General features: G+C 37.2%; 21 protein-coding genes. 10 read left to right on the forward strand and 11 right to left on the reverse strand.

Annotated features, from left to right (window positions below; translation table 11 throughout):
- Positions 1-202: 202 nt before the first annotated feature.
- The 3 genes from GHT08_RS04280 to GHT08_RS04290 all read left to right on the forward strand — a co-directional run bounded on the left by GHT08_RS04280 (position 203) and on the right by GHT08_RS04290 (position 4491).
- A complete protein-coding gene (locus GHT08_RS04280; RefSeq protein WP_163580104.1) occupies positions 203-844 on the forward strand; it encodes a hypothetical protein in 642 nt (213 codons plus the stop codon).
- A gap of 399 nt (positions 845-1243) precedes the next feature.
- Positions 1244-1516 (forward strand): hypothetical protein, encoded by a 273-nt coding sequence (locus tag GHT08_RS04285; protein WP_163580106.1) that lies wholly within the window; start codon positions 1244-1246, stop codon positions 1514-1516.
- A gap of 323 nt (positions 1517-1839) precedes the next feature.
- On the forward strand, positions 1840-4491 hold the full coding sequence (locus GHT08_RS04290) for an N-acetylmuramoyl-L-alanine amidase (protein WP_163580108.1): 2652 nt from the start codon (positions 1840-1842) through the stop codon (positions 4489-4491).
- A gap of 73 nt (positions 4492-4564) precedes the next feature.
- Here the strand turns inward: GHT08_RS04290 and GHT08_RS04295 are convergent, their stop codons facing one another.
- The 3 genes from GHT08_RS04295 to GHT08_RS04305 all read right to left on the reverse strand — a co-directional run bounded on the left by GHT08_RS04295 (position 4565) and on the right by GHT08_RS04305 (position 7880).
- Positions 4565-5224, reverse strand: coding sequence for a hypothetical protein (locus GHT08_RS04295; protein ID WP_163580110.1), 660 nt, complete (start codon positions 5222-5224; stop codon positions 4565-4567).
- A gap of 881 nt (positions 5225-6105) precedes the next feature.
- A complete protein-coding gene (locus tag GHT08_RS04300) occupies positions 6106-7185 on the reverse strand; it encodes a saccharopine dehydrogenase NADP-binding domain-containing protein (RefSeq protein WP_163580112.1) in 1080 nt (359 codons plus the stop codon).
- On the reverse strand, positions 7182-7880 hold the full coding sequence (locus GHT08_RS04305; protein ID WP_163580114.1) for a class I SAM-dependent methyltransferase: 699 nt from the start codon (positions 7878-7880) through the stop codon (positions 7182-7184). The genes GHT08_RS04300 and GHT08_RS04305 overlap by 4 nt, the downstream gene beginning before the upstream one ends.
- Before the next feature lie 108 nt (positions 7881-7988).
- Here GHT08_RS04305 and GHT08_RS04310 point away from each other — a divergent pair, with 108 nt between their 5' ends.
- On the forward strand, positions 7989-8945 hold the full coding sequence (locus GHT08_RS04310) for a helix-turn-helix transcriptional regulator (protein WP_163580116.1): 957 nt from the start codon (positions 7989-7991) through the stop codon (positions 8943-8945).
- Between the two features lie 112 nt (positions 8946-9057).
- Here GHT08_RS04310 and GHT08_RS04315 read toward each other — a convergent pair whose 3' ends face one another.
- The 3 genes from GHT08_RS04315 to GHT08_RS04325 form a co-directional block, all read right to left on the reverse strand.
- A complete protein-coding gene (locus GHT08_RS04315) occupies positions 9058-9261 on the reverse strand; it encodes a hypothetical protein (RefSeq protein ID WP_163580118.1) in 204 nt (67 codons plus the stop codon).
- Between the two features lie 4 nt (positions 9262-9265).
- On the reverse strand, positions 9266-9514 hold the full coding sequence (locus tag GHT08_RS04320; protein ID WP_163580120.1) for a hypothetical protein: 249 nt from the start codon (positions 9512-9514) through the stop codon (positions 9266-9268).
- A 66-nt stretch (positions 9515-9580) separates the two neighbouring features.
- Entirely contained in the window at positions 9581-10933 is a 1353-nt protein-coding gene (locus GHT08_RS04325; RefSeq protein WP_163580122.1) for a hypothetical protein, read from the reverse strand.
- A 161-nt stretch (positions 10934-11094) separates the two neighbouring features.
- Between GHT08_RS04325 and GHT08_RS04330 the strand changes: the two genes are divergently transcribed.
- The 3 genes from GHT08_RS04330 to GHT08_RS04340 are packed head-to-tail and all read left to right on the forward strand — an operon-like array spanning position 11095 to position 14667.
- Entirely contained in the window at positions 11095-11850 is a 756-nt protein-coding gene (locus GHT08_RS04330) for a DeoR/GlpR family DNA-binding transcription regulator (protein WP_163580124.1), read from the forward strand.
- Entirely contained in the window at positions 11847-12764 is a 918-nt protein-coding gene (gene pfkB / locus GHT08_RS04335; protein WP_163580126.1) for a 1-phosphofructokinase, read from the forward strand. Before GHT08_RS04330 ends, pfkB begins: the two co-directional genes overlap by 4 nt.
- 25 nt (positions 12765-12789) lie before the next feature.
- Positions 12790-14667, forward strand: coding sequence for a PTS fructose transporter subunit IIABC (locus GHT08_RS04340; protein WP_163580128.1), 1878 nt, complete (start codon positions 12790-12792; stop codon positions 14665-14667).
- 560 nt (positions 14668-15227) lie between these two features.
- Here the strand turns inward: GHT08_RS04340 and GHT08_RS04345 are convergent.
- The 5 genes from GHT08_RS04345 to xylB all read right to left on the reverse strand — a co-directional run bounded on the left by GHT08_RS04345 (position 15228) and on the right by xylB (position 21139).
- On the reverse strand, positions 15228-16253 hold the full coding sequence (locus GHT08_RS04345) for an ABC transporter substrate-binding protein (protein ID WP_163580130.1): 1026 nt from the start codon (positions 16251-16253) through the stop codon (positions 15228-15230).
- Between the two features lie 183 nt (positions 16254-16436).
- A complete protein-coding gene (locus GHT08_RS04350) occupies positions 16437-17429 on the reverse strand; it encodes an ABC transporter permease (RefSeq protein ID WP_163580132.1) in 993 nt (330 codons plus the stop codon).
- Positions 17430-17457: 28 nt separating this feature from the next.
- Positions 17458-18948, reverse strand: a complete 1491-nt coding sequence (locus GHT08_RS04355; RefSeq protein ID WP_163580134.1) for a sugar ABC transporter ATP-binding protein — start codon at positions 18946-18948, stop codon at positions 17458-17460.
- Entirely contained in the window at positions 18938-19615 is a 678-nt protein-coding gene (locus tag GHT08_RS04360; protein ID WP_163580136.1) for a transaldolase family protein, read from the reverse strand. Before GHT08_RS04360 ends, GHT08_RS04355 begins: the two co-directional genes overlap by 11 nt.
- Positions 19616-19630: 15 nt before the next feature.
- Positions 19631-21139 (reverse strand): xylulokinase, encoded by a 1509-nt coding sequence (gene xylB, locus GHT08_RS04365; protein WP_163580138.1) that lies wholly within the window; start codon positions 21137-21139, stop codon positions 19631-19633.
- A gap of 257 nt (positions 21140-21396) precedes the next feature.
- Between xylB and GHT08_RS04370 the strand changes: the two genes are divergently transcribed.
- Genes GHT08_RS04370 through GHT08_RS04380 form a run of 3 tightly spaced genes read left to right on the forward strand, consistent with a single transcriptional unit; the run spans position 21397 to position 23547 of the window.
- The gene (locus GHT08_RS04370) at positions 21397-22419 is read left to right on the forward strand and encodes a LacI family DNA-binding transcriptional regulator (RefSeq protein WP_163580140.1); all 1023 of its coding nucleotides are present in this window, start codon (positions 21397-21399) and stop codon (positions 22417-22419) included.
- A gap of 24 nt (positions 22420-22443) precedes the next feature.
- A complete protein-coding gene (locus GHT08_RS04375) occupies positions 22444-22872 on the forward strand; it encodes an RbsD/FucU family protein (RefSeq protein ID WP_163580142.1) in 429 nt (142 codons plus the stop codon).
- A 27-nt stretch (positions 22873-22899) separates the two neighbouring features.
- Positions 22900-23547: a class II aldolase/adducin family protein gene (locus GHT08_RS04380; RefSeq protein ID WP_163580144.1), complete on the forward strand. Its 648-nt coding sequence runs from the start codon at positions 22900-22902 to the stop codon at positions 23545-23547.
- Position 23548: the final 1 nt, after the last annotated feature.

A 23548-nucleotide genomic window follows, 5' to 3' on the forward strand; every position in this document is an offset into this window, starting at 1 on the left:
GAAAGGAGGTTAAGTGGGGGTAGTTCAATACTTGGAAGATAAGTATAATGGTAACAACCACTCATCCTTTTTATGGATTAAGCACGTCACTCTAGAGAGTGTGAGAATGTATCGTGTGGAAAACATATCCAATTGAGAGGATTGAACACATTTCTTTAAGTATGTTAAAATCCAAGAATCAATGCGTCGTAGGAGGTGCACTTTGAAAAATCTGTTTTATATTTGCTTTTCTCTTTTATTAATATTAAGTGCCTGCGATCTCAATTCAGAAAGTCAGGAGCAAAATAGTGATTCACAAGTAGAGCAAGAGCAAACAAAAAATGATCAAGAAGACAATGAAAGTAAGGACCGAGATCTTTTTGGTATGGGGGATTTTGAAATTTTAAAAGAAAAAACTGATATTGGTACATATAAAATAGGTCCCATATCCCTAGTGATTAAATCTATTGCGGTAGAAAGAGGCGAACTAAACAACATTAGTGAAATTCTCCAAGAGCGTTTGCCTAAAGGGGAAATAGAGGTTATCGAAGTACTGATGACGATGACTTCGGAGAGAAAAGATATTGAGTTTACGCAAGATAATTTTCAATTGACTACGGATGCAGGTGAGCATTTCAACAAACCAGAGGGATTAATGAGTACTGCTCTTAATAGTGACTTTGCATATACCGATTCTGAAACTGGTTCCGGAGATTATTATGTGACGGTGAGCTATATATTGGGACAGTCCAAAGCTGAGGCGTTAGAAGAGGTTGAGTTTCATGTGAAGGCTCCAACGGACAGTAATGGTGAGTCTCTTGGTGAAGATATACATACTACTATACCTATTCTTCCAGTAGAATGAAGATAAGAAAGGAGCAATGTAAGAGCTTTATGTACATTCTAGACTTCATCACTACGGTATTAGCTATTATCGTGGTATTGGCCTTACCAGTTCTGATGATATTTGTCTCTAAGGTTTCTAAATTGTCAAAACAACGCACAAATGAAGCCATGGACATCCACAAAGAAAACCTAGAAATACAAAGAGAAACGTTAAAGGAAATAAGAGAGATAAAGAAATTTCTTGAGTCTAGAGATTGATTCTGAGGTAAAAAGAAATTATTAATATAAAGTAAAAATATAGTTGTTTTTCTTAGTTTTTCTACATTTATAAAGGACTAATTGGCGATATAATGGCAACTTATTCTTATGTATTTGTTGTTATCCTTGAAATAGCAAATACATAAGGGGGTGCATTGTAATGGGGTTTTCTGCTTACGATGTAGCTATTATTCCAATCATAACCGGTTTGGTTCAGCTTTTGAAAAATGTAGGACTACCAAATAAATTTAGTCCGCTGTTTGCTTTGGCTTTTGGTATTCTTGCAGGGGTATTTTATATTTCTCCCAATGATTTAGCTGAAGGAATTTTGCTGGGCATAGTTGCAAGTTTATCAGCTAGCGGTCTATATAATCAGGCTAAAGTTCTTCGTAAAGAGAGTAGATTGAAGGGCGAAAAAAATAGTATATCTTAAAATGTCTTTAGGTTCATAATAATGAGTAATGTATCAAGAACTAGTGATACATTATTCATTCGATTCTTTTTAGTGTTAGCTACGTTTCTTTATATAAAAATCAAAAAAGCTCATTGGCAGAATCTTTATTAAATTGGTATAAACAGATCCTCGGAAGGTAAGGGTCTGTTTTTTTGTGGTGAAAAAAGGGATAAAAAGCTAACTTAATTGAGAATTTTAGGATACTTTTATGAAATATATTAAAGATAATGTAAATACTTTTTCCTATTCGTTTTCATGTACATTAACAGTGTAAGAAAAATAAACGAAAAGGAGAGATAGTTATGAAGAATTTTCCAGGAGAACTTTATGCAATTGGTTCAACAGGAAGTAATGTGAGAGCAATACAGAATGCTCTGAATGATCTTAATTTCAACGTAGGAAATGCAGACGGTATTTATGGTGAAGGTACAGCAAATGGAGTAAAGGAATTTCAACGTGCAAACAATTTAAATCCTGATGGTATTGTTGGAAAATTAACATGGGATAAACTATTTAATGATAATGGTGCCTCTGCAAACCATCCTTTTTCTGGTGATTTGTTAAGCATGGGATCTACAGGTCCAAATGTTGAGTTAGTACAACAACGGCTAAATGAACTTGGCTATAATGCAGGTGTAGTGGACGGGATTTATGGTTCTGGAACTAGGCAAGCAGTGATTGATTTTCAAGGAGATCATTTTATCTCAACTGATGGTATTGTTGGTGAGGTAACATGGAGCATTTTATTTAATGGAACAGCTAATGGAATATATGCAACTTATCCTGGTTATGTGTTAAGTGTAGGTTCCCAGGGTGATAGTGTCAAAATAATTCAGAACCAATTAAATCGTTTGGGATTTAACGTGGGAAGTGCAGATGGTATTTTTGGTTCAGGTACGGAAAGTGGCGTAAAAGATTATCAGGAATCTCGAAATTTAGTAGTGGATGGTATTGTGGGACCTAACACATGGGATAAATTAATGTCCGACTCGCAAACTGGTGAAAATGTTAATAACAATACCCCATTCCCTGGCGTATTATTGTCTAGAGGGTCTACAGGTAGTTATGTTCGAATGGTACAACGAAGATTAAATCAATTGAATTTTTTTGTTGGTTCAGTAGATGGCATTTATGGACCGAAGACGGAACAAAGGGTAAAAGATTATCAAGCGAGTAAGGAACTTCAGGTAGACGGTATTGTCGGTAGGTTAACGTGGGATGCCATGTTTAACAATACTACAGCTAATGTCAGAATACCATATCCTGGTACATTATTAACGATTGGCTCAGCAGGAGATAATGTAGCTAGAGTTCAATCACAGCTAAATACCATGGGGTATAATGCAGGAGCTGAAGATGGTATCTTTGGTGATAATACTGCATCTGCGGTACGACGTTTTCAACTGGCAAATAATTTGGAAGTCGACGGAATTGTAGGACGTAATACTTGGAATGCGCTTTTTAATGGTGATAGAATGCCAGCGCCAGATAGAACAGAGACTAGTTATCCTAATAGATTGATCCGAGAAGGTGATACAGGAAGTCTTGTTCGTCAAGTTCAACAAAAATTGAACGATCGAGGTTATTCTTCAGGAACAGTAGACGGTATTTTTGGTCCGATGACTAGGCGAGCGGTTGAAGCGTATCAACATGCTAATGGTTTAGATGTAGATGGTATTGTAGGTAGAATGACGTGGAATTCCTTATTTTCTATCTCTCATCCAGGGAATAATGATGGTGATCAATCCGATAATGAACCTATTGGTAATATTAGAAAGATATACATTGACCCAGGCCATGGTGGCTATGATCCAGGGGCTAGACGTTATGGTCTAGAAGAAAAAGATTTAGTTCTAGATATTTCTTTAAGGCAACGTAGACTATTAGAAGCTGAAGGTTACATTGTAAAAATGTCTAGAGAAACAGATATCTATAGAACACTTCCAGAAAGAACTAATGAAGCGAACCAATGGGGAGCAGATCTTTTTATTTCTAACCATGTAAATGCTGGTGGTGGTATTGGTGCAGAAGTGTACCATAGTATTTACGGTGGACCTGGGAAGAGACTTGCAGAGAAAATTATGGACAATCTCTCGCCTGCAATATTTGTTAATAGAGGAGCGAAATCAAGACAAGGCCAAAATGGAGATTATTATCATGTGATTCGAGAAGCGAACATGCCATCCGTATTAATTGAGCATGGATTTATAGATACTCAACATGACGTCCAAATTTTACAGTCTCCTTCTCAGAGACAAAATATGGCGGAAAAAACGGTGGATGCCATAAAATCATTATTCCATGCACGAAAGGACATTGAAGTCACTCCACAGTCACCATTTTCTGACCTTTTTAACGTATCTGATAAATTAAGGGATATTTCCAGTGTTCAGCCCGGTATTAAAGTGACTAAGCGAATTGCTGGGGTCCAGTTTACGTATGAAGCATTCTTAGAAGCAGAAAATAGCGTAAATTGGAGCATCACTGATACTGGATTTCCAATAGAAGATTTAATGAATGCTTTTGCTAACAAAGGGCTTAAAGAAATAAATAATTATGTGACCACTTCCGAAGATAGTATAGCAGTCTGGATCGAAAACCACTTATTAAATAAAGGTATCATTGAGGAAGTCCGATTTTCTGTAGGAGAAGTAGAGACGAATTGGAACATGAAATCATTCACAATTAAACCTTGTAAGTTTGAAATGCTCCTTGATGTTGGTGATGGATTAAAGATTAGAGAAGTGCTAACGATGGAGAAAGATATTGATTTAAGCGATACTTTTTTAGCAAATCTTTCACCAGCAGAAATCTTTCTATTCGCGGGCTTTGCATTACTTGTTTTTATTTGTCTATCAATGGGTAGTGTAGGGCTCGGACCGATAATTGGTGCAACAGGTATTCTCTTTGTAGTAATTATAGGAGGATCATATATTGAAGACGCAATAGTGTAAAGACTGCGGTTATAAAAAGCGACTTTAGTTACTGTGCTAAAGTCGCTTTTTTACTCGAGTTTTTTGGAAGGGGTTAATCATCGAAAGACTTAGGTAGGTTTCGGATCAAATTTTTATTTGAATGATGCTGCATGATTGAAAATAAAATGAACATAAGTGGTCTCATAAATTTTATTTCAATGTAAGTAGAATTTATAAGATAGTATATAAAGTCGAATACCCAAGACACAAACATCCCCAAAAGGACAACTCCGAATAATTGGAGTATTATAACGAAAAATTTTTTAATTTTAGATTGCAATACAACTGTTTCTTTTAATGATAGACCGATGTTTATCAAATATAAATAAAGCATCAAGGAAATCATAAAGGGTTGATGATTCCAAAAATGAAATGTGAAGTTTGAATGAGTAAATTGAAAGTAAATTTGATTTAATAAGGTCACTAAAAGCATGTGCAATAATAATTGAATAAATCGTAGCGTAACCTTGGCTTTATAAAAATTAAAAGCGTCTGCATATTTTGACCAAAAAGTCTGTGCGTAAGGTTTTGGTAAGCGTACGGGATGTATACATAATAACGCAGGATAAACATATAAAAGAAAATATACCATTAGCGAATCCGTTCTTAAGATAAAGAAATATAGCGAGAGTACAATAGCCCCCACAAAACCTATGATGTATGCCCTTTTTTCATTTTTCCATTCCTTCTTTAATATATCAGCATAAGACATAAAAAAACTCCTTTTTAACGTATAATATAATTGTTTACATGTTTTCTGATTATTGGTCGATCAATCTTTTGATAAAGTAATAGTTTAAAATAACCAATATAATATTCAAAAAAGTCCCCAATAAGGTGAAGGAAGCAGTTGTATCAAATATGATATCAGTTATCTTTGATAGTATCATTATCAGAATAATCGGGGCTATTAAACGGAGCAACCCTAGAGAGAGTTTCTGGATTCTCTTTAGCGAAAGTTTAGCTTGCCTAATGGATGTACTTGCCCCAACAGTAAAGCCGTATAAAAGAAAGGTAGCAAGATAAATTTGAAGTCCCCAAAAATTGCTCGCGAAATCAGATTCAAAGACAAAAACATATGCTTGATTCAGTATATTTATAAATAACATATGTACCAAGGCGTGTACCATTCGAAAGAGTAATAGGATTCTAAAGTACAATAGTGTATGATTAGCATATTTTGACCAATAAACTTTTGCTGCATGCTCTGAAGCAGCAAAATGTATGAATGTATCGCACAATGGTATCATCCATAAAAAATAATATATCAAATAAGATTCAGGTTCAGACGGTCGAATCAGAAAAAAAGAAGAAGCAATTATTGCACCAGCAAAACTACTCCCATACAATTTCAATTCTGTTTTTAATTGATTTTTTATCATTAGTTTGTAGATAGTAAGCACCCCCTACATCATTTTGTTCAAATTATAACATTTAACTACTTTTGTCAACAGAGCTCCAATATTACCCAATTTTTTGATGCGATTTGTTTCATAAAGGAGATACCTCTTTCGGATTAGTATTTGTCTACTATCTATTTTAGAAGGTTAAGGGTGTATTGTCATGTTATTACTTGTATCTAAATTCATACAATTATCGAAACCGAATAGAATCACAAATATAATAGATATTCTTATTCTGCTTAACTTCCAAATACAGTCTGCCTTCTTGATAATTTAATCGAAAAAGCTGATCAATATGATAAATATCAGGATTGAAATGATTCGTTAAGATTGCATTTGCAACACTAGCGGCAACTTGCGCTGTGATAACGGATTCTTCTTCACCGTAGATGGTGACGCTTTTGTTACTAGTTTCATCGTAACCACTTACGTGTACAGAAAACTGCTTGGAACCAATTTTCCATTTTTTTAAAAGAAACAAAAAAAGTTGTTGAATGAACGGTAATGGAAGAAGTCTACTTAGTTTCCATCTACAGAACCACGCAAGCACAGTAGTAATAAAGTTAGAGTCAAAGCAGATCCTTGTCGATACACTTGGTATTTTTAATGTGTGATAAAGTGTTAATTGATCAGGGAAAGGAAACCGATAAGTATGTTTCTTTCCGACTAAAGTACCAAAATTGGTCCACTTTTTATCAGAGAATGGTATTTTCCAAACTTTTTTCCCTTCTTCATATATCATAAAGGATGAGTGTGTTTGGTCAAGCATCCACTTTAACGCTGCTTCGCCATGGTCATCACCAAGACCGAGCAGAACATCTATATCTAATTGATGAACTGCCGGCATCAGTTCTTTTGCATAATTAGCTAATAAATTGGAGAGACCAGGAATTAACCCAACACTTAGAACTGCTGGAGCAAAGATGTTCTCTATCTCAAGTTTCTCAGCTTCAGTTAAAAAGTGACGATCAGCTGTTATATCGATATAGGCGATTCCATTTTGTAAACAGGCTTGTATAAACCGTGTGTTTGGTTGATCGATACACATCATGACTAATTTTGCATCTGATAGCCAGCTCGGTATTTCAGTTTGATGCATATCGAAAACAAGCGGTTGGACTAGATCATTTGTCTCTTTAGCAAAGCGAATCGCTTTATCTTTATTTCTGCCAGCCGCATATACTTTTCCGGGGAACTGTTTAGCTAATAGCTTACAAATTATCTTGCCTACCTTTCCATATCCTCCAATAACAATAATGGCGTCTTTCATGACTCTGTCCCTCCTTTAAAACAGATAAAACCTTTGAAAAACAACGATTGAAAATAAGAGGATATCTGTGTGAATGAAGCTTGGTGTAGCATATTTGTTAATCCCTTCTCATCGATTGAAAATATACGTTTTCCGATACTTTCTTGAAACTGTATTGCTTCTGCATTGGTTCCACCGTGTTTGATTAAATGTTGTTTCCACGTTTGAAAATAGATTTGATCGTGATTGACCATCGTACTTAAAAAACATGGTGCACCAGGATGAAGAGAGCGAGCTAGATGTTGTGCAAATCGTATTTGCGATTGCTTTCCTTGAATAAATTGAAAGGTAAGCATACAAATAATGGCATCAAAAGGTTCGTGGAAATCTTGTTCTTCAAGATAACCCTCGATAAAGGAAATCGAATGTTCTCTTCCCCTAGCACTGAAAGTTTCCTTAGCAATGTCTAGCATTTGAGTAGATGGATCTAGTGCAGTAAGTTGGACATGGTCTGGCAACAAGTCTGTTAAGGTAATCAATTCTTTACCTCCACCGGCACCTACAATGAGGACTTTTGTAATATCCTGAGTTAATATTTCCTTTAATAGTAAGGCAGTTAATTCGTGTAACAATTGATATCCGGGGACTTTTCGATCAATGGTTGCAGAATAACCTTTAACAGTGTCATTATGCCAAGATAAATTTGAAATAGTCATTGCAATACGCTCCTTTTATGTTACATTTATAATAATAATCATTCTCAATTATAAATGTATTAAATGGAAAAACTATCCCATAATCAAGGGATAAGGGAGGTGTGGGTGTTGGGAGGGAATGTGTTAAGAAAAAGAATACGTGATTTTTTATATGCTACTTGCTCATTTGATGCGGCATGTATTAGAACCGTTGACCCAAATAACCTACTGACAACGGGGGCATATACAGACGAAACGGTTGAGGCTATCCATCAACAATTATTTGAAAATGAATATTTAGAAGAAGATATCCATTCTCATCAAGAATTAGTAAGTGGATTCCTTCCTGTTCAATTACTGCATGATAAACCAAGCAGACGACTTGATGAGATATTGTTGCCTGCTGGATTTAGGGATGAAATGAGAATTGCTTTTGTAATCAATCATACGTGCTATGGGTTTGCCAGTTTGTTTAGAGAAAATTTGTTTTTTACGAATGCTGAAGTCCAAAAAGTAACAAAACATGTTAAAAGTATTGCACAACTGATGAGAAGTCATATGGAAAAAACACCACAATTGGCTGTGGATGAATTGATAAAGCCAATGCTTATTCTTTCGGAAAGGCTTGATATTCTTTTTCAAAATAGTGAAGGGGAACAATGGTTACAAGAACTATGTATGGAAGAAGCTATTGCAACAGATAGGTTACCACGTTCTATTCGAGCTGTTGCTTATCAAATGCTCAGTGAACAAACAACTCATCAAAGAACTATTATGAAAACACAAGTAGGTCAGATATATGCAATGGAGGGATCATTACTTACCGGTAGCGATGAAGCAAACGTGTTGATGGTGATGAGAATCCCTATACCAGAAGAAGCTAGGTTTTCGCATTTAGTAACATGTTATCGATTAACTTCCAAAGAGTCTCAAGTTCTGAAACATGTCTGGAAAGGTCATTCAACAAAAGAAATCGCACAATATTTATCGATTTCACCTTATACCGTTCAGGATCACTTGAAATCGATTTTTACCAAAACAAATACGAATAGTAGGAGTAAACTAATGCATTTATTACGGTCCTAACGGTAAAGTGAGAAATAATCAAGGGAGGACAGATGTTTAGCACCGTAATAAAAGAAGAATAGGAATACCAATGGTAAGGGGGGGCATCAGTATTAAGAGCCCCACATTTTATTTAAGGGACGTGTTTTTTAAAATTAGCAATCCGTTCTTGATAATCTGCCCGATATTCTTCAGGTATTTTGTCTAATCCCCCTTCAAGCCAATTTAGTTTATCTTCTCGTATTTTACTTGGAACGTTTTCCATCATTGCTAAATACTCATGAAATTTCTCTGGTGTTACATTTTCATATGATTGGTCATCGTTAGAGAACGGCATTTCATTATCTGCTAACGTATTCTGCTAACATATCTTTATCATAGTCACCGGTAAATTCTAACGGTTTAGGCTTCTCCTTATTTCTTTGTTCAATGACAGACCGCTCTTCTGCTATTATATCTTTATGATCAGTTTGTATAGTTTGTTTCACGTCCGTATCAGTAATTACAGCCAACGTTGTAATAGAAACAAAACAAATAGCAAAAATGGAGATTGATATAAATAGCCATTTTAAAACCTTTTGCCTTCTCATATAGAACCCCTCCTATATAATGTATTAAGGCGGTTTCCCTTTATCCTTGACCTCTTTCTAAGTACGCTAAATCAACAAATAAGAGAGCATAATCCCAATCGCACCAAATGCAAAAGAATAACTCAAATTATAATAAGTAATATAATAAGGACTTTGCTTCAAACTCATTGATGTAATCGTGACGACAAGTCCATATGTCCCAATTGGTACAGTGGAGACCCCACCAATAATTAAACTCACAGCAAGACTTAACGGGCTTAAAATATCCATTAACATTGGACTGATCCCGCTTAAAATTCCCATTGTTGCAACAGGGTGAACACCAAACATACTCAATACGACGAAAAGAAATTGAATCATGATTAAAATTAAAATTGGATAATCAGCAACTAATAAAATCGGATCCTGTAACATTAATAGGGCAGGTGATTCATTTAATGTATTAGTAAAAAGTGCTAAAGTGACAAATAACACAATAAAATTATCCATATTATTCATACTGTTCTTCCAGCGATTCCAGCCGATTGTCCAAAAGCTTTTCCACCTGCCGATCGCATGTGCCCATAAACAGGCGAAAGGAAATACTAATAACGTTACAGTCAAGATAAATTCTAAGTCAAATACATTACCAATCATGATTACTAATAGTAGAAAAGAACATAGTGCAATCACCAATTGAATGATTTTTGACCGATTTTGATTGTTTTGTTGGTGTGAGACAGTATGATTGTCTACCGGATAAGGATATTGCTTAAAATATAATCGCCCCCACAAGCTATCGAGACCATACATGAGAACGGTAATAAGAATCATCCATGGTAATAATGTCGCGTAATTGACTCCGGTAATAAAAATCCCCATAGCCAGTAACACTTCTAAAGGGCTCCAAGGTAATGCTAGCGAATATCCCCTTAACGTTGCCATCATAATAATTTTATTAGCAATTTTCTTTTGAATCGGCTTTAAATTATCGACTAGAACATCCTGGGCAATCGTTGCGGAAGATACATTTAAAAAAGCTGTTAATGACATCATCGCTGTTGTGCTTCGTTGATACAACTGGCCCAAATCACGCACATTTCCTCTTAACAAATGCTGCATTAATCTATCAAATCGTCCCGCTGCAACGGCACTGTTCATCCAAGGTAGTACGGCTAGCAATGTTAACAAAGATAAGTTCCCTGCAAGCATAGGAACAACTTCCCATACCGTTAGATTAGTAGAGAAAAATAACAATATCCCCACAATAGAAAAGCCTAAACCTAAAATTTGAAACAATCGAGAGGCTCTTCCATAACTGATAGCAAGCATGGCGATAGACAGAATTCCTAATACGTATGATAGATAAGGGTTTGGATAAAATACCGAAAAGATGTGTAAAAGAAAAATAAAAGCAAAAAAGATGTAAAGATTCTTCATGAGATGAACCTTCTTTCTTATGTACTGTACTTATCATAACATATGGTGCAATAGAAGGGGTGACTGTTGTTGATTGTTTATGATCAAAAATGATTGACAATGATTGTTTGTGATTGTAAAATGATTGTAAGCGATTAACCTATTAATAGGAGAAGTGACTTATGTTGACGATTGAACGGCAAGAAATCATATTATCTTTATTAAGGGAAAAAGATGTCGTAACAGTGAAAGAAATGTGTGAAGTTACAAATGCTTCGGAATCAACTATTCGTAGAGATTTAACAGAGCTAGAAAAGCTCCAATATATTAAACGCGTTCATGGTGGCGCATCATTACTAAAGAAGAAACGAGAAGAACCAACACTACTTGAAAAGTCGACGATCAATCAACAAGAAAAAAGCGCGATTGCGCAAAAAGCTGCCTCTTTTATAGAAGAAGGTGACTCCATTTATTTGGATGCTGGTTCATCCACCATCGAATTAATTCCTTTTTTAAAGGATAAATCGGTCATGGTTGTTACCAATGGAATCCCTCATGTGCAATTACTTATTGAATATGGGATCGAAACGTATTGTATTTCTGGGAAGGCTAAGAAAGGGACTGCTGCGCTCGTAGGAACGAAAGCTGTCGAAGCCATCAAAGAATATCGTTTTGATAAATGTTTTCTAGGTATTAACGGTATCCATCCTGAACAAGGCTTAACAACACCGGATCCGGAAGAGGCAAGTGTCAAACAAGCAGCATTGTCACAATCCCAATCAAAATATGTATTAGCAGATCCATCTAAGTTTGGAGAAGTATCTTTCGCTAATGTAGCCGATTTAGCAAGTGTTCATATCATTACGACAAACGGTTTATCAGACGAACAACAAGAAATGATTAGTAAGCAAACAACTTTGGAGGTGGTGCCGTTATGATTTATACCGTAACATTAAATCCAGCCATTGATTATGTAGTCAGTCTTGATGCCTTCCATCCGGGAGAAGTGAATCGAAGTCAGTCAGACTATAAGGAAGCTGGTGGTAAAGGGATCAACGTTTCTCGTGTATTGGATCGCTTTGGTGTTCAATCGACAGCATTAGGTTTTGTTGGTGGTTTTACTGGGAAATTTATTACGGATTATTTAACAGAGATGGAAATTAAACATGATTTTATTTCCTTAAAACAAGATACAAGAATAAATGTAAAACTTAAAGCTGATGGGGAAGAATCGGAAGTAAATGGTGTCTCTCCAATGATAGATGAGGAAGCTTACAAGCAACTTCTCGCTAAATTTGACCTATTAAAAGGTGGGGACATCGTGGTTTTGGCAGGTAGTTTGCCAAGTTCGTTATCAATGAGCGTATACAAAGAAATTGTCGCGATGCTGAAACAAAAAGGTGTCATGACGATCTTAGATACGAGTGGTACACCTTTAGAAGAAGCAATGCATGCAAGTCCTGCATTTATTAAGCCGAACCATCATGAATTAGCGGAACTATTTGATACAGAGGTAAAGGATGATCAAGATGTAGTTCGATTAGCTAGCAGGCTTCATCAAGAGCAGCAGATTGATCATGTATTAGTTTCGATGGCGAAAGAAGGAGCTATTTATGTTGGTAAAGAAGGTGTAATGAAATTAAGTGCACCAAAAGGAACAGCCATACACTCAGTTGGTGCTGGTGACTCTGCAGTTGCTGGATTTATTTACAGTTGGCAAAAATCGGAGAATGCCGAAGAAGCCGCTAAATATGCGGTTGCGGCAGGGAGTGCTACCGCATTTTCTAAAACATTGTGTACGAAAGAAGAAGTAGAATTATTGCTCTCACAGGTTCAGGTAACACATCTGTAAATATAAAAAGAAGGGAAGAGGGGCTATGAAAATAACGGAACTTTTGAAGCGTGACATTATTATTTTAGAAGCACGTGCTCAGTCAAAAGAAGAAATCATAGATGAAATGGCAAATAAATTAGCAGAAGGCAATTATGTTCATGATAAAAAACAATTTACCAAAGCGATTTGGGACCGCGAGAATCAAAGCAGTACAGGAGTTGGGGAGAACGTAGCGATTCCTCATGCGAAAACAAGTGCTGTCTCCACTCCTGCTATTTGTTTCGCAAGATCAAAAGAAGGTGTAGACTATGATTCGTTAGATGGTCAGCCGGCACATTTATTTTTCATGATTGCTGCTAGTGAAGGTGCGAACAATGATCATTTGCAAACACTGTCAAGATTATCGACATTGTTGATGGATGAAGACTTTCGCAACCAATTAATGAAGGCTAATTCCGATACAGAAATTTTAAGTATTATTGATGCGAAAGAGCAAGATAAACTGGGACAAGCAGAGGAAGAACAAAAAGGAAACAACCAAGCTTCAGGACCGGAAATTTTGGCGATAACAGCTTGTCCGACAGGTATCGCCCATACCTATATGGCGGCGGATGCTTTAAAGGATAAAGCGAAAGAATTAGGTGTCTCCATTAAAGTGCAAACAAACGGTTCAGATGGCGTGAAAAACCGTCTAACAGATGAAGAAATCAAAAATGCTAAAGCAATTATTGTTGCAGCAGATACAAAGGTGGAGTTGGATCGTTTTGCAGGTAAGCCAGTGTTGCGCCGTGGGGTAACAGATGGTATTCGTAAGCCTGAAGAGTTAATCAATACAGCTTTAAGCGGTAACGCACCAATTTATGAAAGTGATGGTAGTGGTGAAGGCTCTAGTTCAAGTGGAGGACGTACAGGATTCTATAAACATTTAATGAATGGTGTATCCAATATGCTACCATTTGTCGTTGGTGGTGGAGTCCTCGTTGCCATATCATTCTTCTTTGGTATTCACTCGGCGGAACCAGATCACGAGCAATATAATGCATTTGCAGCTGCCTTAAATGCTATTGGCGGAGATTACGGATTTGGTCTCATGGTTGCCGTCTTAGCAGGTTTCATTGGAATGAGTATCGCTGATCGACCAGGTTTTGCACCTGCAATGATTGGTGGCTTTATGGCTTCTACTGGTGGAGCTGGTTTTCTTGGTGGTTTAATAGCAGGTTTCTTAGGTGGTTATGTAGCAGTTGGTGTAAAGAAACTCTTAGCAGGTCTACCGAAAGCGTTTGATGGTATCAAGACAATCTTATTTTATCCGGTTATTAACATATTTGTTACTGGTCTTGCCATGTATGTAATCATCGAACCGATCGCTACAATTATGTCAGGTCTGGAATCGTGGCTCGGTGGTTTGACTGGAACTAACGCATTATTATTAGGACTTATTTTAGGCGGTATGATGGCAGTTGATATGGGAGGTCCTATTAATAAAACAGCCTTCACATTTGGTATTGCGATGATCGAGGCTGGAAATTTAGGACCACATGCAGCAGTAATGGCAGGTGGTATGGTGCCACCATTAGCGTTGGCACTTGCTACTACATTCTTCCGTAATAAGTTTACGAGAGAAGAGCGTGATGCAGGTAAGACAAACTATGCTTTGGGCTCATTCTTTATTACAGAAGGTGCAATTCCATTCGCAGCAGCTGACCCTGGCCGAGTTATTCCTTCGATTGTTGTAGGTTCTGCAATAGCAGGGGGACTTTCGTTATTATTCGGTGTTGGCTTACCAGCACCACACGGTGGGATCTTTGTCATTTTTGCAGTAGAAGGAAGCTGGCTGATGTATCTCGTCTCCATTCTTATTGGTGCCATTATTTCGGCATTAATGATTGGTTTTTGGAAGAAACCGTTGGATAAAAAATAACTAGAAGCTAAACAGCTATTTCGCTAGTGAGTGGAATAGCTGTTTTTAGTATATGTTTTGTTTGGCTGATGAGTTCTTGGAAAAAGCGGGAATGACTCTTCCAAGGAAGAGAGACAAATATCCCCGGAAGAGCCCATCTCCTTCCAGGGAAAGGTCACTCTCTTCCGGGGATAACCGATGATATCCATGGAAGAGAGACAAATATCCCCGGAAGAGCCCATCTCCTTCCGGGGAAAAGTCACTCTCTTCCGAGGATAGCCGATGATATCCATGGAAGAAAGGCAAATATCCCCGGAAGAGCCCATCTCCTTCCAGGGAAAGGTCACTCTCTTCCGAGGATAGCCGATGATATCCATGGAAGAAAGGCAAATATCCCCGGAAGAGCCCACATTCTTCCGGGGAAAAGTCACTCTCTTCTGGGGATAACCGGTGATATCCATGGAAGGGAGGCAAATATCCCCGGAAGAGCCCATCTCCTTCCGGGGAAAGGTCATTCTCTTCCGAGGATAACCGGTGATATCCGATGTTATTTTTGCCCTCACTTTTTGTTGTCAAATTAGTTATTCATAAATCGCAGCTTGAATCTCATCATCTTCGATATTATCCGCATCATACCAGAAGAACCCGGTGTCAATGTTTTCCGGTACTTCTTCCCCATTTAATGCATCTACAGCAGCTTTGACAGTTTCATATCCGATACCTTCTGGATTTTGTGTGATTGCACCAGCCATTACGCCATCTTTGATTGCATCGATTTGTTGTTTACCAGAGTCAAAACCAACTACTGTAACTTCCCCTTCTTTACCTAACTCTCTGACAGCATTGACGACACCGATTGCTGATCCCTCATTGGATCCATAGATTCCGGCGATATCAGGATGTGCTTGCATCATTGTTTTTGCGAGGTTAGTAGATTCTAAATGGTCCCCACCGCCGTACTGTGTATCTACAATTTCAATATCAGGATATTTTTCTTCTATTGTTTCCACAAAGCCATCACGTCGTTGTACACCAGTAACAGATACTTGATCATGTACAACTAATGCCACTTTCCCTTCTTCCCCAATTAATTCTGCCATTTTATCCGCAGCTAAAGCAGCTGCTTCATAGTTGTCCGTTGATGCAGTTGTAAGTGGAATATCACTATCAACCCCAGAGTCAAATGCGATAACAGGAATTTCTGATTCTTCAGCGCTTTCGAGTAGTGGTGATGCTGCTTGCGAATCTAATGCTGCAAAACCGATCGCGTCAGGATTTTTGTCAAGAGCTGCTTGTAACATTTCTATTTGCTTATCTACTTGTGATTCGTTTTCCGGTCCTTCAAACGTTATTTCTACATCAAATTCTTCTGCTGCTTGTTCTGCCCCTCTTTGGACAGCTTGCCAGAACTGATGTTGGAAACCTTTAGAAACAATCGCTACATAAGGTTTATCACCAGATACTTCGTCAGTTGCAGATGTCACTTCTGTACCAGATTCATCTACATCACCACTTTCAGATGCTTCTTCAGATTCGCTACCACAGGCCGACAAGACAAATAAAACGGAGACAAAGATAACTAATAATGTTAACCAATTTTTCTTCATTGATAACTCCCCTTAAAAAATTAATTTTTTAAGGTGCTAATCGTCGGTAAAACCCCACTTCAAGGTGTGAGAGAATGGACGTTAACACCCTGATAAGTTTTGCTAACCATCAGTAGTACCCCACTGATGGAAGTTTCACTTTATGAAATAACTCACATGAGTTACATCCAAGAGAAAAAGAAATTAACTCCCTTTTTTGCGTAACATATCAAAATAAACTGCTAGTAATATAACAAAACCTATAACAACTGTTTGCCACTCTTGGGGGATGGACATAATCCGCAGACCATTTGTAAGGACGCTCATAATTAATGCACCAATCATAGTCCCGATAAGCGATCCTTTACCGCCACTTAAAGAGGTACCACCAATTACAACTGCTGCAATCGCTTCCAATTCATATCCCATACCTAATGCAGGTTGAGCAGAATTTAATCGTGATGCCATAATGACTCCTGCCACACCGGTAAAACATCCAGCGATGGTGTAGATGATCATCTTCCATTTTTTTACGTTGATCCCTGATAGCCTAGTTGCTTCTTCATTACTCCCGATTGAAAAAGTGTAGCGACCAACAATCGTTTTAGATAACAAGATCCATCCAATTAAAACCATGATAAAGAAAATTAACACTGCATTGGGGATAGCTCCAGGAAATATCGAACCTAGGGCAATGTTATTAAACCCTTCTACATCACTAAAATAAATAGGTGATGCACCTGATATGACCAAGGATAAACCTTCCGCGATCATCATCATTGCTAGAGTTGCAATGAATGGTGGGATTCTTAAGATGGATACCGAAAAACCAGAGATAAAACCAATTAATGCACCTGTAACAATTCCGCCGATAATACCTACAAGGACTGGTAAACCAAGAAATACGATAAATACCCCTGTCATAACCGAAGTAAGTGTCATTCCTGTACCAATAGATAAGTCGATTCCGCCTGTAATGATCACAAATGTAGTTCCTAGGGCAAGAATACCAATAACGGTAGTGGATAATAATATTCCTTCAATATTAGACCATTGTAAAAAGTTCTCTGAAGCAATCGAGAAAAAAATAACTAAAATAATAAGGCTGGCAAATGCTAATATTTGTTGCAGCGCCCCAGAACTTACAAGTCTTTTCTTTTGATCACTTGCTGATGGATTGCTTGTTAATGTCGACATCTTTTTCTCACTCCTTTAAACACTTGGTTTAGTTATGCTGTGTAGCAAGCTCCATTATGTTTTCTTGATTAGCATCCTGATTTAATAACTCTCCAGTGACTCGTCCCTCGTTCATTACCATAATACGGTCACTAAGCCTTAATATCTCGGTTAATTCTGAAGAAATCATAATAATTGATTTGCCTTGATCAGCTAACATTTCTAGTAAATCGTAAATCTCTTGTTTTGCCCCCACATCAATACCTCTGGTAGGTTCGTCGAAGATTAAAATATCGCAATCCTTGAGTAACCATTTAGCAATGACGATCTTTTGTTGATTACCACCAGATAATAGTTTTACTCGTTGATTAACACTAGGTGTCTTTACTTTTAATTTGCGAGCATATTCCTCAGCATCTGTTTTAATGTTTGTAGGTTTAACAAAAGCAGCTGTTGAATAATTAGCTAAAGAGGAAATGATAATGTTTTCCTTTACTGTCATTTCGAGCATAAGACCAAAGCGTTTACGATCTTCAGATAAATAACCTATCCCATGCTTAACGGCATCAACTGGCTGTTTAATTGTGACGGTTTTTCCGTTTACTTTAATTTCACCTGAAAAGGGATCTGCTCCGAAGATTGCCCTTGCTACTTCTGTTCTTCCAGCACCAACTAACCCGGCGAATCCCAATATTTCGCCCTTTTTGAGGTGAAATGAAACATCTTTTATATAGTGATTAGTTAAATGGTTTACTTCAAGGACCGTATCAGTAAATTTGTTTGGGTCAGATACTTTCTGTTCGATTGTTACTTCTCTGCCTACCATTAATGAAACAACTTGGCGGATTTCTGTTGTTTCGGTGGGTAGTGTAGCAACGTATTCTCCGTCTCTCATGACAGTGATCCGATCAGAGATGCGTTTTAACTCTTCCATTCGGTGTGAGATATAGATAATAGCAACACCTTCCTTTTTCAGCCAAGTAATAATATCAAATAATGTATTGATTTCTTTATCTGTTAAAGCTGCAGTAGGTTCGTCCATAATAAGTATTTTTGCGTTAAATGATAGTGCTTTGGCGATTTCCACCATCTGTTGTTTGGCAACAGTTAGTTCGGAAATTTTGGTACGCGGATTTAATGTAATATTTAACTTTTGAAACAATTCTTCTGCGTGTTGATTTAATTCTTTATTTTTCAGAAAGAATTTCAGCTTATCTCTAGGCTCACGACCAATAAATATATTTTCGGCAACAGTTAAATCTGGCATCAGGTTTAGTTCCTGATGAATAATGTTGATCCCGAGTTCTTGGGCTTCTTTTGTATTAGAAGGTGCTATTTCTTTTCCATCATAAATAATACTGCCTTCATCTTTCTGATAGATACCGGTGAGTATCTTCATCAATGTTGATTTGCCAGCTCCGTTTTCACCGATCAATGCTAAAACTTCACCACGGTGTAAGTCCAATTGCACATCTGATAATGCCTTGACACCAGGAAATGACTTGTTAATGTTTTGCATCTCAAGTATTTTATTGGACATCTGCTTGCTCCTTTCTCTTAAGACTGTCCGTATATTTTTCCCAATCACTCCGAAATACTGCTAATCCTTCTGTTGTTAAAGGAGATTGAAACATCTTTTGAAAGATGGGAAAAGGTATCGTAATAGCATCGTATCCATATCTAGCTAAATCAGCGACAACTTGAGTTGTTCTTATACTAGCTCCAATAATTTTGGTGGAAGCATCAAGTGACTGAATAATTTCTTTAGAATGTTTAATAAATGTTTGCCCGTCAAGACTTTGATCATCCATTCTGCCGATGTATGGGCTAATATAATTCACATCTGCTTTTGCTGCGAGTACGACTTGTGGTAGTGAGTAGATAAGGGTCATATTTACTTCAATATTTTCTTGCCTTAGTCGATAAGCAGCTTCCAAGCCATCTTCGTTCATAGGTAACTTAATGACAGGGTGATCTACCCAATTTTTTAATTCGATAGCTTCTTGATACATTGCTTCGGCAGTAGTTTCGGTAACTTGCATCCAGACTTTGCCTTGAGTGTATTGGTTTATTCTTTTGATGACATTTCTAAATGAGTCTTTTTCCTTTGCAATGATGCTAGGGTTAGTTGTAATACCATTTAGGAAAGGAAACTTAGCAGCAAATTGTAAATGATCTGGGTTTGCAGTATCTAGATATATTTCCAACGGGGCTCTCCTCCTTTAAAAGAGTGCTTTGGTTGCGTGAAATGCTTGGATAAATTGATTTTTGGCAATACCATATGCTTCCTTTGTTTCTTGATTAGGTTGAACAAGGAAATCTTGATTACTCCACTTTTTTGCTTCATTAAATCCATCAATTAAACCTACTCCAATTCCTCCTACAATTGCAGCTCCTTTAGATGTAGTTTCATTAACATCATGAGGAATAGTAAGTGGGATATTGTACAAGTCAGATAGCATTTGCCGCCATATTGGACTATTAGCACCTCCGCCGAAAAGCCACATGTTATCCGCCTTTAAACCGCTTTCAATCAAAGCGTCGTAAATAAGGCTTAAGTTAAACGATATCCCCTCCATAGCTGCTCGTGCGATATCGCCACGTTGATGTTCGGCTGTTAATCCGAGTATTGATGCTTTTATATCAGCATTCCACCATGGGGATCTTTCCCCTAGTAGATAAGGGAGAAAAACAAGCTGCCTTGCCCCTATTGTGGAATCATTTATTTCTTGATTCATTATTTCAATTGCCTTACTTTTATTTTCCTCTGCCAATTCTTTGTACCATTCTGTTATGACCCAATTTATCAAATTGCCAGCTGCTTGCATCGTACCCATCGGTAAATATTTAGAATGGTCAAGGTGGATAAAATTAAAGGTTCTTTTTTGTTTGTCCAGTATAGGTGTATCGCTAACACCAGCAATCCATGATGATGACCCTAGATAATTAAAGGTATCTCCAATTTGGGTAATTCCTGCCCCTAATGCTGCGCAAGCTCCATCAGCTCCGCCAATCACTACAGGAGTACCACTTAGTAAACCTATTTGATCGGCGATTTCTTCTTTTATATAACCTGCGATGGTAGTGGAGGATACTACTTCAGGCAATTTAGCTATATCCAAGCCCCAAAAATGGATCAACTCTTTCATCCAGTCTTTCTTGCAAATATCATATAAATTGGTACCGCTAACATCAGAGAAATCAGTTAAGAAGTTGCCTGTTAACTTTGCAACTATATAATCTTTAGCCTGTAACAATTTATATGATTTATGATAAGAAGTAGGTTCATTTTCCTTTAACCAAGCCATTTTAGCTCCGCTATAGGAGGAGGTCATTTTGTTGCCGGTTAGTTGGTATAAATGATCTTCACCAAATTCTTCACATGCATGATCTGCCTGTTGACTAGCGCGCATATCTGCCCAAATCAGTGCTTTTCGAATAGGGTTGACTTCTTTATCGACTGGAACGACACCCATCATTTGTCCACTAAAAGTAATAACTTCAATATTAATTGGTGTTATTTTGTTTGTATCAAGTAAGTGTTTGGTTGCGTGACAGATGGCTTTCCACCAATCCTCAGGGTTTTGCTCCACCTCATTTTTCTTCATGAAATAGGTCTGATAATTAGTAGTGAAGCTATCAACAAGATCACCAAAGCTATTAAAAAGAGTTGCTTTAACACCACTGGTACCAATGTCATGAGCTAAAATAAATGTAGATAAATGATTCATTACTACATCCTCCCAAGTATGATAGCGCTTTCGGTTACCGGTAACATAAAATTATCACAAGGGTTATGATGTGTCAATTATTATTTTAAATGTTTAACAAGTTACAACTGATTGTATTAGCGCAAAACCTAATGAAAACAAAGATTTTATCATCATTATAAAAATTGATTAATAAATATTTATTAAAATCACTTGCATTGAATAAATGATACCGGTATCATTATATAAAACAAAGCTATAAAAAGAGGTATACAATTATGGTAACAATCTATGACATCGCAAAAAAAGCAAATGTTTCTCCGATGACAGTTTCTAGAGTCATTAATAATTCTGGCAATATTCGAATGACAACAAGGGAAAAAGTGGAAAAAGCAATAAAAGAATTAGGATATGTGCCTAACTCTGCAGCTAGAAGTCTAACATCCAATCAAACGAAAACATTGGGTTTGATCTTAACAGATATATCTAACCCTTTTTTCTCTAAAATTGCAAGAGGTGCAGAAGACGCTGCCGTAGAAATGGGTTACCGGGTATTAATGAGTAATACGGATGAAGATAGTGAAAAGGAAATCAATTACATTGATATGATGCTCTCGGCAAGAGTTGATGGTGTCTTAATTGCTCCGACAAGTGATAAATCATTAGATCAAATTAAACGGCTAAGAGACCATAATATTCCGGCTGTTTTAATTGACAGAACGATTGAAGGGTTTATGGGAGACTATGTCTTAGGTGATAGTTATGAAGGTAGTCGTAAGCTTGTAGAACATTTAATTGATTATGGTCACCGAAACATTGCACTTATCAATGGTCCATCCAATGTTTCAACAGCAAGAGAACGACAGAGAGGTTATTTGGAGACACTGAAGCTTAATGATTTACCTGTACACGAAAACTATATTTCTGAAATTGATTTTAAAAGTGTTCAAGCTGGAAATACAAAAAGTATTGTAGAACAGCTTATGCAATTAAATGAAAAGAAGCGACCAACCGCGATCTTCGCTGCCAACAACTTTATTGCAATCAGTGTGATGAAAGCATTGAAAGAATTAGGGTTACATGTGCCGGAAGATATTTCGGTGGTGTGTTTTGATGAGGTAGAGCCAGTTGTGTATTTTGATCCATTTTTCACTGTTGCTGCTCAACCAGCGTCTGAACTTGGCCGAATTGGAATTCAATTTCTAATTGAAAGGGTCGAACAGAAGAATGTAGATCAAGAAAGGAAGATAATATTGCCTCCCGATATTCATATCAGGAAGTCAACAAGGAGGATGAAATAAAAATAATAGACAGGAGGGGTATGCATGTTAAAAGGAATACCCAATATCTTGTCACCTGACTTATTGAAAACGCTTCACGAGATGGGGCATGGTGATGAGATCGTGATAGGTGATGGCAACTTTCCAGCTGCAAATTATGCTAATCGGCTAATCCGTTGTGATGGACATCAGGTTCCAGACTTATTAGAGGCTATTTTGGAATTATTCCCACTTGATACTTTCGTGGATAAGCCGGTTACGTTGATGCAAGTAGTCGATAAACAAAAGGAGCCAACACCAGAGATTTGGCAAACATACAAAGCTATTTTAAGTGAACATCAAGTGGGAAAAAAGCAAATTGGTCACGAAGAACGATTTGCCTTTTATGAAAGATCCAAGCGAGCGTATGCCATTATAGCAACAACAGAGCAAGCATTGTATGCCAACATTATTTTAAAAAAAGGTGTTATTTAATTAATTTCCATATAGGAGGGTTGTTCCATGCTAAAGGTTAAACAACAATTGGGAGAGTATGCGAAGAAATTAGTTCACTCAGGGTTAGTAGTAGGTGCTGGTGGTAATTTAAGTATGCGAGACGGAGAATACATGTATATTTCGCCAAGTGGTTTTGATTTGCAGGAAATTGAAGAAGAGCAATGGGTGAAAGTGCATATTGAAACAGGTGAGGTATTAACCGATTTGAAACCATCTTCAGAATTATTGATGCACCTGGAGTGTTTTAGGAGAAGATCAGATATTGATTCAGTATTACATGCTCATCCAAGTTATTCTGTCGCTGTTTCGTCTGCTGATAAAGATATACCGAGCATGTTCCCTGATTTTCCAGCAATGATTAGAAATGTGAAGTATTTAGATTATATGATTCCGACAACACATGTATTAGCAGATGCTGTAGGTGAGGTAATTGAAGAAACAGATGTGGTGGTTATGCGAAATCATGGGGTGTTAACCGTGGGAAAATCCATGAAAGAAGCCTACTTTTTCATGCAGCTAACAGAGGAAGCAGCAAAAGTTTATACGCTTTCAAGTATGGTCGGTAGTCCAAAATTGTTAACAGAAAAAGAATGTCAAGATTTGCGCAATTTATCCAGTGAAAAATATCGCGCAAAATTATTAGAAGATGCGTAAG

Source organism: Gracilibacillus saliphilus (assembly GCF_010994085.1).
GTDB lineage: Bacteria > Bacillota > Bacilli > Bacillales > Amphibacillaceae > Gracilibacillus > Gracilibacillus lacisalsi.

Bases quoted from the DNA above. Each gene is read 5' to 3' on its own strand.
- GHT08_RS04305 (WP_163580114.1), bottom strand. From the start codon at position 7,880: ATGACTATTTCAAATTTATCTTGGCATAATGACACTGTTAAAGGTTAT.
- GHT08_RS04355 (WP_163580134.1), bottom strand. From the start codon at position 18,948: ATGTCCAATAAAATACTTGAGATGCAAAACATTAACAAGTCATTTCCT.
- xylB (WP_163580138.1), bottom strand. From the start codon at position 21,139: ATGAATCATTTATCTACATTTATTTTAGCTCATGACATTGGTACCAGT.
- GHT08_RS04380 (WP_163580144.1), top strand. From the start codon at position 22,900: ATGCTAAAGGTTAAACAACAATTGGGAGAGTATGCGAAGAAATTAGTT.
- GHT08_RS04300 (WP_163580112.1), bottom strand. From the start codon at position 7,185: ATGAAAGACGCCATTATTGTTATTGGAGGATATGGAAAGGTAGGCAAG.
- pfkB (WP_163580126.1), top strand. From the start codon at position 11,847: ATGATTTATACCGTAACATTAAATCCAGCCATTGATTATGTAGTCAGT.
- GHT08_RS04330 (WP_163580124.1), top strand. From the start codon at position 11,095: ATGTTGACGATTGAACGGCAAGAAATCATATTATCTTTATTAAGGGAA.
- GHT08_RS04350 (WP_163580132.1), bottom strand. From the start codon at position 17,429: ATGTCGACATTAACAAGCAATCCATCAGCAAGTGATCAAAAGAAAAGA.
- GHT08_RS04315 (WP_163580118.1), bottom strand. From the start codon at position 9,261: ATGCCGTTCTCTAACGATGACCAATCATATGAAAATGTAACACCAGAG.
- GHT08_RS04295 (WP_163580110.1), bottom strand. From the start codon at position 5,224: ATGTCTTATGCTGATATATTAAAGAAGGAATGGAAAAATGAAAAAAGG.
- GHT08_RS04375 (WP_163580142.1), top strand. From the start codon at position 22,444: ATGTTAAAAGGAATACCCAATATCTTGTCACCTGACTTATTGAAAACG.
- GHT08_RS04325 (WP_163580122.1), bottom strand. From the start codon at position 10,933: ATGAAGAATCTTTACATCTTTTTTGCTTTTATTTTTCTTTTACACATC.
- GHT08_RS04290 (WP_163580108.1), top strand. From the start codon at position 1,840: ATGAAGAATTTTCCAGGAGAACTTTATGCAATTGGTTCAACAGGAAGT.
- GHT08_RS04285 (WP_163580106.1), top strand. From the start codon at position 1,244: ATGGGGTTTTCTGCTTACGATGTAGCTATTATTCCAATCATAACCGGT.
- GHT08_RS04320 (WP_163580120.1), bottom strand. From the start codon at position 9,514: ATGAGAAGGCAAAAGGTTTTAAAATGGCTATTTATATCAATCTCCATT.
- GHT08_RS04345 (WP_163580130.1), bottom strand. From the start codon at position 16,253: ATGAAGAAAAATTGGTTAACATTATTAGTTATCTTTGTCTCCGTTTTA.
- GHT08_RS04370 (WP_163580140.1), top strand. From the start codon at position 21,397: ATGGTAACAATCTATGACATCGCAAAAAAAGCAAATGTTTCTCCGATG.
- GHT08_RS04340 (WP_163580128.1), top strand. From the start codon at position 12,790: ATGAAAATAACGGAACTTTTGAAGCGTGACATTATTATTTTAGAAGCA.